At 62.8% G+C, this 9,066-nt stretch carries 14 protein-coding genes and 1 tRNA gene; 5 read left to right on the forward strand and 10 right to left on the reverse strand.

From position 1 onward, the window contains the following. The first annotated feature begins 12 nt into the window (after positions 1-12). The gene (locus tag SPHPHY_RS0113370) at positions 13-216 is read left to right on the forward strand and encodes a hypothetical protein (protein ID WP_022687193.1); all 204 of its coding nucleotides are present in this window, start codon (positions 13-15) and stop codon (positions 214-216) included. A 26-nt stretch (positions 217-242) separates the two neighbouring features. Here SPHPHY_RS0113370 and SPHPHY_RS0113375 read toward each other — a convergent pair whose 3' ends face one another. The 7 genes from SPHPHY_RS0113375 to SPHPHY_RS0113405 form a co-directional block, all read right to left on the reverse strand. After that, positions 243-908, reverse strand: coding sequence for an SOS response-associated peptidase (locus SPHPHY_RS0113375; protein ID WP_022687194.1), 666 nt, complete (start codon positions 906-908; stop codon positions 243-245). Between the two features lie 662 nt (positions 909-1,570). Continuing rightward, positions 1,571-2,515 (reverse strand): hypothetical protein, encoded by a 945-nt coding sequence (locus SPHPHY_RS22060; protein WP_156025099.1) that lies wholly within the window; start codon positions 2,513-2,515, stop codon positions 1,571-1,573. 73 nt (positions 2,516-2,588) lie between these two features. Further along, complete coding sequence (locus tag SPHPHY_RS22065) at positions 2,589-2,840, reverse strand: hypothetical protein (RefSeq protein ID WP_156025100.1); 252 nt, start codon at positions 2,838-2,840, stop codon at positions 2,589-2,591. A gap of 285 nt (positions 2,841-3,125) precedes the next feature. Next, the gene (locus tag SPHPHY_RS0113390) at positions 3,126-3,329 is read right to left on the reverse strand and encodes a hypothetical protein (RefSeq protein WP_022687197.1); all 204 of its coding nucleotides are present in this window, start codon (positions 3,327-3,329) and stop codon (positions 3,126-3,128) included. A gap of 116 nt (positions 3,330-3,445) precedes the next feature. Continuing rightward, positions 3,446-3,697, reverse strand: coding sequence for a hypothetical protein (locus SPHPHY_RS0113395; RefSeq protein WP_022687198.1), 252 nt, complete (start codon positions 3,695-3,697; stop codon positions 3,446-3,448). Further along, complete coding sequence (locus SPHPHY_RS20180) at positions 3,694-4,005, reverse strand: helix-turn-helix domain-containing protein (RefSeq protein WP_156025101.1); 312 nt, start codon at positions 4,003-4,005, stop codon at positions 3,694-3,696. Before SPHPHY_RS20180 ends, SPHPHY_RS0113395 begins: the two co-directional genes overlap by 4 nt. 24 nt (positions 4,006-4,029) lie before the next feature. After that, positions 4,030-4,638, reverse strand: coding sequence for a hypothetical protein (locus SPHPHY_RS0113405; protein WP_022687200.1), 609 nt, complete (start codon positions 4,636-4,638; stop codon positions 4,030-4,032). Here SPHPHY_RS0113405 and SPHPHY_RS0113410 point away from each other — a divergent pair. The 4 genes from SPHPHY_RS0113410 to SPHPHY_RS22800 are packed head-to-tail and all read left to right on the forward strand — an operon-like array spanning position 4,637 to position 6,233. After that, on the forward strand, positions 4,637-5,062 hold the full coding sequence (locus SPHPHY_RS0113410) for a hypothetical protein (protein ID WP_022687201.1): 426 nt from the start codon (positions 4,637-4,639) through the stop codon (positions 5,060-5,062). The genes SPHPHY_RS0113405 and SPHPHY_RS0113410 overlap by 2 nt on opposite strands. Next, on the forward strand, positions 5,059-5,688 hold the full coding sequence (locus tag SPHPHY_RS0113415) for a hypothetical protein (protein WP_022687202.1): 630 nt from the start codon (positions 5,059-5,061) through the stop codon (positions 5,686-5,688). Before SPHPHY_RS0113410 ends, SPHPHY_RS0113415 begins: the two co-directional genes overlap by 4 nt. Then, positions 5,685-5,924, forward strand: a complete 240-nt coding sequence (locus SPHPHY_RS0113420) for a hypothetical protein (protein ID WP_022687203.1) — start codon at positions 5,685-5,687, stop codon at positions 5,922-5,924. The genes SPHPHY_RS0113415 and SPHPHY_RS0113420 overlap by 4 nt, the downstream gene beginning before the upstream one ends. A gap of 24 nt (positions 5,925-5,948) precedes the next feature. Continuing rightward, positions 5,949-6,233: a helix-turn-helix domain-containing protein gene (locus tag SPHPHY_RS22800; RefSeq protein WP_081645309.1), complete on the forward strand. Its 285-nt coding sequence runs from the start codon at positions 5,949-5,951 to the stop codon at positions 6,231-6,233. A gap of 173 nt (positions 6,234-6,406) precedes the next feature. On the opposite strand, the gene SPHPHY_RS0113430 is transcribed toward SPHPHY_RS22800, so the two are convergent. From SPHPHY_RS0113430 to SPHPHY_RS0113440, 3 genes are all read right to left on the reverse strand, one after another. Next, positions 6,407-6,483, reverse strand: a tRNA-Met gene (locus tag SPHPHY_RS0113430). 60 nt (positions 6,484-6,543) lie between these two features. Continuing rightward, positions 6,544-7,065, reverse strand: a complete 522-nt coding sequence (locus tag SPHPHY_RS0113435; RefSeq protein WP_022687205.1) for a 2'-5' RNA ligase family protein — start codon at positions 7,063-7,065, stop codon at positions 6,544-6,546. After that, positions 7,062-8,987 (reverse strand): potassium transporter Kup, encoded by a 1,926-nt coding sequence (locus tag SPHPHY_RS0113440; RefSeq protein ID WP_022687206.1) that lies wholly within the window; start codon positions 8,985-8,987, stop codon positions 7,062-7,064. The genes SPHPHY_RS0113435 and SPHPHY_RS0113440 overlap by 4 nt, the downstream gene beginning before the upstream one ends. Positions 8,988-9,066: the final 79 nt, after the last annotated feature.

Consider the following 9,066-nt stretch of genomic DNA (forward strand, 5'->3'; position numbering starts at 1 on the left):
CAGGAGTATCAAATGTCAGACCTTTCCCCCCGAGAAATTTCGGACATCAAGGCGGCTGAGAGCGGTGTGGAGGTGGAAGCAGGTGCCTCGGACGGTGCTGCCCGATATGACCGCCTCGCCGCTGCCGGCTATGTGAAGGAGATCGAGGGGCCGGCTCCAAACAGAGCGTGGATCATCACGGCGAAAGGGTACGAAGCGATCGCGGACGCCGTTTGACGTTACGGCTGCCAGATGTCACGCCACTAGTCGAAGAGGGAACCCGCGCCAGCAGACGGTGACGCATCCTGCGACGCCGACATCAGCTGCGACGGGTATGGCTTAGCCAGCGCGACGGCGTCGTCGAACGGGCACGTAAGCCAGCGCTCCTCGTCTTCTTCGTCGAGCAGCACCGGCATGGCCTTCGGGTGGATCGGCGCTACCAGCGGGTTCGGGTCGGTCGTCAGGAAGGCGAAAACCGCACCGTTCTCGACCGGCCTCCACACACCCGCGAAGCTGACGATCGGCCGGCTGGGCACGTCGAACCAGTGCAGCGGCAGCTTTCCGTTAGCGCCGCGCGCCTGGCCGTATTCGCTGAAGCTGGTGAACGGCACCAGGCAGCGCCGCTCCGGGTTCATCAGCGCCGATCGCCAGAACGGCGAGGTGTAGTTGCGGACGTTCGTCACGCGCTTGTCGAGCAGCACCGGCTTGCCCGTCGCCTTGTCGATTCGCTTGCCCGGCACCTTGTGCGGGAAGCCCCACGCCATGACGTCGAGCGCGCGGGCGCCGTTCTCCTGACGAACGACGTACGCCGGTTTGTCCGGGAACAGCTCAGGCGGCGGGATCGTGAGATCGGGCGGGAAAGGGGAGGCGACGCCGTAGCGGGCGGCCAGCGCGATCTGCGCCTCGGTCATGCGGTAGCGGTTGCACATGGGTCGATTCTTTCCTGCCAGCCCTCGACGGACACCGCGTTCATACGATTGGTTGCAAGCGGCTTTTTCACTCAGCTGGATGAGCGTCGCTCTGTGTCACTACGATGTCTGGCCTCTGCAAGCGGTCCGTAAAATAGTAGAGGCCTACCAGAGTCGAAACGAAGACATGGCTAAGCCAGAAATTGTAAGCGAAAAGGAATGCTCCACTAACCCACGCTTTCAAGTAAGTAGGAAGGAAAGAGCGCGCTCCTGGAGCAAGAAGCTGCGCTAGCAATCCAACAGCATAAAGCGCGAATGCTGTAAACGCCAAATAGCCGAAGAGTAGGCAAAGAAACCGTCGCCGCTCAAGCGGTACGCGCTCTGCGGAAAAGCGCGGCGCGGGGTTGCCGCTTAGCGGCTGCAAGAGAGCCGCGGTTTCCGCGGTGGACAGCAACGTCAGGGCCGCAACGAAAAAGCCCCCAAGAATCGCGTACAGATTTTGCAGGCCTGCCAGAAAGCCCTTTTCTGCGAATGGAGAGGGTATCTGAGGCCAAAAAAGAAGGATGCTGGTCAGAAGGATAGACCCGGTAATTGGAAGGGCATAGTCCCACATCCACTTTATAGGGTGGCGCACACGCCAATATCGCAGGGGGGCCAGAAGCATCATAGTTCAAGTATCTGTCTTACACGAACTTGGCGCACATCGCTCGGATAAAATCGTCGTTTAGCTCAGTCGCACAATCGGCCATCGACGCTTCGATCTCGATTAGTTCACGATGTGCAAACATAGCCGTTCCGAGATCAGCAATATCTGTAGACATCTCCGACGTTCCGCCCCTCATCTCACCTGGCATTCGCCAATTAACTCGCATGCGATCATAACCTGCACCCGCAGCCTTCAACGCCAAGTCATTTGCGGCTTGCCTGAAAGTTCTTCCGGGAGCAGGGGTTACCTTAACGGAAAGAAGGTGGCGTCGGACTTGATACTCAGGATTTTCGTCAAAACTCGGAACAGGGCTAGTGTCAAGTAGTTCGACCGGCAGGAACTTGCCACGATCTAATGCGCGCGTCATTTCTTGGGATTGCCGCGGGTGGACCTCAACAATCGGACGGTACGCATTCATCCGGCCTGTTGCAGGATTTTTGAACTGGTCACCCCGCTTTTCTGCAAGTTCTTTGAATACACTTGCAAGTAGGCGACTTACGGGTGTTCGGCCAATGCCGCGAGTCTCCTCGATCAACATCCTGTACCTTCCCCGCGCCTCCATGTCCTCAATCAGGGATATGACAACATGCGCGCTCGCACCTTTAACCTCTCCAGGCAGCTTGTCCGGGTTTCTCGCTGTTCCATCTTCGAAATGAACAAAGCTTGGATCAGATCCGCGACGGTCTCCCAGTGTGATTAAAAGGGCCAAGCCAGGTGTTTCATCATCGATGTCGACAACGCGACATTTGGCTATTCGAGCGACCCTACTTTCTTTTTCATAGACGCGCTTCGCCTCACCCTCCTCGACCAACGCGGATAGGTCAGCAACATAGTCCTTAATATCTGGCTGCGGTGCCTTTTCGGCTGACGCGTGCACCTCCAGGTCGCAAAACAAGCACCAACGACTCAGACTGTCTACCATCAGGATCCCCCTGAATCGGATGTGCTAGTGAGGCGGCGCTTATTGCACAACGGCTCGTCGCGAGCGGACCGCATTATCTAAACTCCGCCCAAACCGCATGCTGCCGCTTTACCAGTTCGGCGACGAGCCAGCGGTGCGCCTGCTGAGCCCCGCCCCATGGCTTGCCGACGCTCTCCTTCGCCGCGGTCCAGTATGTCGTCAGCAGGTCTGAACTCGCCAAGCAGGGACGCAACACACGCAAGGCCAGCCGAACAGCCGGCGTGCACACGTCCTCCTGCACCGCGCGTTGGGCGGCGTCTTTCAGCACAAGCAGCGCCAGGTTCATCACTAACGTCCTGGCTCGCTGCTCTCGTAGCTCGCGATCGTTCCGACCGAACGGCACTGCGTCGACCCTCACGTCGCGGTCCTCGCCTACGGCGCACTGGTGGCAAACAAATTCCTGCCGAGCCGTGGGCCAGTCCATCGTCTGCCGGTGAAAGCTGCGTGACGTAATCACCGCCTCCAGATCGTGCACCTTTACGGTTTTGCACACGCGGCACGTGACCCGGAGCGAGGCCTCTATCTTCCGCAGGTCGTACAGGGTCTTCGGATCACCAACCACATTCGCGGGCTACGCAAGCGCTAGCAGCGGCAACTGCTCGCCGCGTACCGCCAACACCGCACGCGCCTGAAGCGCCGCGTCGACTGCCTGCCGGTAGTGAACCGTCCCGCATCGCTCAGCCTCGCTAAAGCCGACTGGCGCCCATTCGTCACTCGGGTAGCAGGCGTCGTAGATCGCGCGCGCAGCCGCACGCAGCAGGAGGTCGTGCTCCATGCCAAGGCTCCTTCGATGTCGGTGCGCCGTCGATCGGCGGAAGCGCAGGCTACGCCAAGGCCCGCGTGATTCGCAAGAACATTACGAGAACGGTCGCGGTCAGGCGGGCGCCTCCGTCAGTCGAAATCGTTCCAGCTCGTGTCACGACAGGCTGACGTCTGCCTTGCAGCCGCCAAGCCGAACTGCTCCTCTATAATCCGGTCGAGTTGCACGCGTGCCCACAGCAGGTTTGCCCCCTCGCGCACGCCCTGAGCCCTGAAGCGCGTCAGGAACGTGCTGGCGCTGATACCCATGTATGCCGCGGCGACCGGCGCCGTCATGCGGGCGGGCCAGTCCGGGAGTTGCTTAATGCGGTCGAGCGCACTCACTTTTTCCGCGATGCCTTGCGCTCGGCCTGCGCCTCCAAAAAGCCAAGGGGCTTGTCACCAGCGCGTCGAGCCGCTTTGCGAGCGAGGATCTCGCTGAACTTGGGTCCCGAGCTAGGCTTTGGCTGGACTGGCGCTTCCTGCCGGACGCGAGACTCGATGAACTCTGCCAAGTCCTCTTCCCGATAAGCGATGCGACGCGCGCTTACGGCGACGTAGCTGATCGCGCCGGTGCGCTTCAGATCGCGGAGGGTGCGCTCGGAGATGAGAAGCCGTTTCGCCGCCTCTTGCGGGGTGAGCAAGGTTGTCATCAGCCGGCCGCCGCACACTCGGCTTCAGTCACGCGGCACGCGCAATGCCACCAGCTTGAGGATCCGGCGCATCGCCTCGGGCCGGCTCATCGGCTCGTGTGCGGCAATCCAGGCGTCGAGTAGGCTTAGCTCTTCAGGCGGTAGCTTCACCATCACCCCCGTCGATCCGACCGCAGGGCGACCCCTCTTTTTTTGGATATCGGGTATTGCGTCCGTCATAGTTAACGGATATCTAAAACGACGAGCCAGCGCAAGGCTTAGGACCCTCGCGCCGGCTCTGACCACAACCGTTCTAGAGGAACGAACATGGCTGACCACGCCCGTATCACGGGTGCGCCGACGTGCGCACCCGCTTTCCAGCACCTCCGCCGGTGCCTGAGCGCTGAAATTGAGACACATCTGGCGCGCGTCGACTCGCTGATCGCTCGGCTTGATCGCCTCGATAGTGACTGCGACCTCGAAGACGACGATCCCGCTGGCGACGTGCTGGACGAACATGGCGAGGCGCCGAGCAATGACGGAACGCGCATCCTGCCGATCGTAGCGCTTTATAACATCGACCAGTCCCGCGGGCCAATGAACCACCGACGCGCTATCCATTCTTATCTGACCGTGCAGGAGGGCTGCTGACATGGCAAACACCCCCTCTCGCCGCGCCCTCATCGGCGGCGCCAGCCTCGCCTTCGCGACTGTTGCCGCATCGACCATCGCCACCACCGCCGCGCCTGCGCCGGCAGCTGGCATCAGCGCTGATCTTGCGGCCCTGATCGCGGACGCGAACCAAAAGCGCGAACGGCTCGATTGGCATCACCGAAATGTTGTCGAAGCCGCCAAGGGTACGTCCCGCCACAGGGCGGAGATCGATGCCAATGACGCAATGGGCGACGCGTACGCCTACGCGGAGGAGGCGGTCGCCGCGCATCCAGTTTCGACGGCGAGCGACCTGGACGCCAAGATGGCTTTTATCCTCGCCAACCGCATGAACGAGGGGAACGACTGGCATAAAGAAATTGCCGCCGATGTGAGCCGTATTGTAGCCACGGGAGCGCTGGCATGAACGGCAGCCCTCCAATCCCCGCGGCCGCCCGTATCGCTCGGAGCGGCAACGTTCGCGCGATCCGACGTGGCATTGCGATCCCCGACCCGCGCGAGGAAGATCTGAAGAACGCCACGCTCGCGCGGCTCGCAGCCTCGTATCGCGAGAAGGCGTACCAGCTCGCGCAGACGGAGCCGGACAGCCACGAACACCGGCTTGCCCTCCACATGGCCGGGATTGATGACAAGCTGCCTCGCAACAACCTTCGCGTGCACATCACTCCCGTCACTCCCCGTCAGGAATGGTTCTACGACGCGTTTCGTCGCTGGGTGGTGGCGCGAGATGCTGCAGCCCTAGCCAACAGTCGGGACCTGCTCGCCTGTCACCTTGATCGCCAGGACGGCGGGGAGCGCAAAAAGGCCACGAAGATTGAGCGCGACCGGGCCGAAGCCGATCTGCGGCACGCGACCGAAGAAGCTTTGCGGACCCCGACGACGCGCAAGTGCGATGCGGCTCGAAAGCAGGACCTTATCGGCAAGCGAGAGTGGGCCTCCGTCCACCGACCCGAGTGGCAGACCATGGTGGACGAGGATCTCGCCCGCTATCCGGCGCCCAAGCGTCGCCAGAAGACGGAAGCGAAGGCATGACCTTGCCTGCAACCAAGGGGGCGGCGTCGCCCGCTCCCAAACTGCTGGCCCGCATCGTCGGCGCAGTCGAGCCCTGGTACGATTGGGGCACGATCCATATCGAGCGCATGGAGGGCACCAATGCCGAGACGTTAAATCCCGGCGGAGAAGGCCCGGTGCGGTTCATCCAGCTCCAGTGGTTCGGCATCCACATCGGCTTTCAGATCGGGTCGACCCCAAAGAGGTGGGGTCGATAAACCGGCATCATCGGGGGAGAAAACATGGCACCTCGCATCCACTCAGTAGCGACGCTGGCAGATCACTGGGGCTGCTCGACCGACACCATCTACGCGCTCGTGAAGAGCGGTGAGCTGCCTCACTTCAAGCTGGGAGGGAAGCTAATCCGGATACGAGGTGATGAGGTCGAGCGGTTTGAATGCCGCTCGATCCCATCAGAGGGTATCGCGGCGTCCTCGTCATGGTCTGGCACGAACAGGGACGACGCGACCAACATGCGCTTGGAACGCCTGATTGAGCGTCAGCCGAGCCGGCGGGCATCTACCTGATCCGCCGATTCGACGCGGTAGATCATGTCGCATCCGTGTTGCACGGAGCCGCCGGGAGCCATTCGGAAAGCACGGAAAACTGCGGAAAATGATCGCAGCACCCGACAAAAGCCAATTGCACCCGCAAGGAGGGCAAAACAGCTAAGAAATGGCGGATTTCTGCGCACGAGGGTTGGTAGCGGAGGAGGGACTTGAACCCCCGACACGCGGATTATGATTCCGCTGCTCTAACCAGCTGAGCTACTCCGCCCCGTTTCCGGGAGCGCCGAACCCTCGTGAGGCGCGGGCTATATCAGCCGAATGGCGCGGGTCAAGCGGTGAACATGTGCCTGGACAGCATTTCCCACGGGCCACCGCGATACCACCACGCCGCCAGCCCGGCGATCGCCACCGGGCGCGGGCGGAAACCGGCGCGCAGCGTCTCCAGCAGCGCCTTGGCCACTGCCGGCTCGACCTTGTTCTGCACCGTGACATGCGCACGCCAGCCGCCGGCATCCTGCGGGGTCAGCAGCCCCGCGAACGCGTCCGCCAGCCGGGCGCGGACCGCCGCCAGTTCCGGGCTGTCGATCCGAAAGGCCACCCCGCGTCCCAGCGACATCACGTCGGCGATCCGCGCCGCCGGGGCGGCGACGCCGCGCGTTTCCGCCACCAGCCGCTGCCGCAATTCCGCGGCCAGCGTCGGCGGCAGGTGGTGGAACATCGTCAGGTGCGCCGCCAGTTGGTTGCGCTCGGGCGGGAAATGCGCGCGTCGCTCGGCCTCGAAGAACGCCTGGTCCTCGCGCCCGAACAGCGCGGTGACGATGATCGGAGCAAGGGCGCCCGCGTCGGTCAAATCTCGATCTGGCTACCCAGTTCGACGACGCGATTGGTCGGCAGCCGAAAGAACTCCATCGCGCTTTCCGCGTTGCGCAGCATCCAGCTGAACAGCTTCTCGCGCCAGATCGCCATTCCTGGCCGCTCCGACGCCAGCAACGTCTGCCGGCTCAGGAAAAAGCTGGTGTCCATCATCCTGAACGCCGCGCCACACCCGCCGAACGTGTTGAGATGCGCGGGAACGTCGGGCTCCTCCATGAAGCCGTAACGCAGGATGACGCGGTGGAAGCCCTGCCCCAGATCCTCGTGCAGGAAACGATCCTCCTCCGGGAAATACGGCATGTCGGTGACGCGCACCGTCAGCAGGATGACGCGATCGTGCAGGACGCGATTGTGCTTCAGATTGTGCAGCAGCGCGTGCGGCACGCCCTCCGGTGTCGAGGTCATGAACACTGCGGTGCCCGACACGCGCGTCGCCGACGTCGCCGCCGAGTCGATGAAGATCCGGATCGGCATCGCCGCCTCGCGCATCCGCTCAATCATCAGCTTGCGCCCCTGCGACCATGTGGTCAGCAGCACGAACACGATCACGGCCACCAGCAACGGGAACCAGCCACCGTCGGGCACCTTGGTCAGGTTCGATGCGAAGTACAGCCCGTCGATCGAGAGGAACACGATCTCGAACAGCGCCGTCGCCCACAGCGGCCAATGCCACACGCGCCGGATCAGCACCCCGATCATGCACGTTGAGATGAACATCGTGCCGGTCACCGCGATCCCGTACGCCGCGGCGAGGTTCGACGATTCGCCGAACCCGAAGACCAGCAACAGCACCATCACCATCAACGCCCAATTGGCGGCGGGGATGTAGATCTGGCCCGCTTCGGACGCGCTGGTGTGCGTGATGCGGATGCGCGGCATCAGCCCGAGCTGCACCGCCTGCTGCACCACCGAATAGGCGCCGGTGATCACTGCCTGGCTGGCGATGACGGTCGCCATCGTCGCCAGGATCACCAGCGGCAGTCGCCAGTCCTCCGGCGCCATCAGGAAGAACGGGTTCTGCGCGGCTTGCGGCTGCTCGAGCAGCAGCGCGCCCTGCCCCAGATAGTTGAGCATCAGCGCCGGCAACACGAACGCCAGCCACGCCATCGCGATCGGCCGGCGGCCGAAATGTCCCATGTCGGCGTACAATGCCTCGGCACCGGTCACCGCCAGCACGACCGAGCCGAGCGCGAGAAACGCCAGCCCGCCGTCGTTCAGCGCGAAGCGGACCGCGTATAATGGATTCAACGCGAACAGGATGTCCGGCCGCTGGATGATGTGCGCCACGCCCATCACCGCCACGACCACGAAATAGACGACCATGATCGGCCCGAACAGCCGCCCGACCTTCTCGGTCCCGATCGATTGCATGTAGAACAGCGCGATCAGGATCGTCACCGCGATCGGCAGCACGAACGATCCGAAGCCCTGCTCGACCGTCGCCAGCCCCTCGACCGCCGACAGCACGGAGATCGCGGGCGTGATCATGCAGTCGCCGAAGAAAAGCGCCGTCGCCAGGACGCCGAGGATCACGAGGCTCGGCCCCCATTTCTTCCCTGCGCCGGATCGCCGCTGGATCAGCGCGAGCAATGCCAGGCTGCCGCCCTCGCCGTTGTTGTCGGCGCGCAGCACGATCAGCACGTATTTGACCGTCACGATCAGCATCAGCGACCAGAAGACGAGGCTGATGACGCCGAAGATATGCAGCGGATCGACGGCGAGCGGGTGGTGCCCGACGAACACTTCCTTCATCGCATAAAGCGGGCTGGTGCCGATATCGCCGTAAACGACGCCGATCGCGCCAAGCGCCAGCTTCCCGAGACCACCACTTTGATGATGATTGTGATGAGCCGTACCCGCCTGCGCGCGTACCGCAGGGTCGGTCGTCGCGACGCTCATGCGCCGGCCACCGCTATCGAGACAACATCCGCATGCGTGGCCATAATGTGGCGCGCCTAGCACGCGGCCGATGGCCCCG

The sequence above is a fragment of the Sphingomonas phyllosphaerae 5.2 genome, from assembly GCF_000419605.1.
Classification (GTDB): Bacteria; Pseudomonadota; Alphaproteobacteria; order Sphingomonadales; family Sphingomonadaceae; genus Sphingomonas; species Sphingomonas phyllosphaerae_B.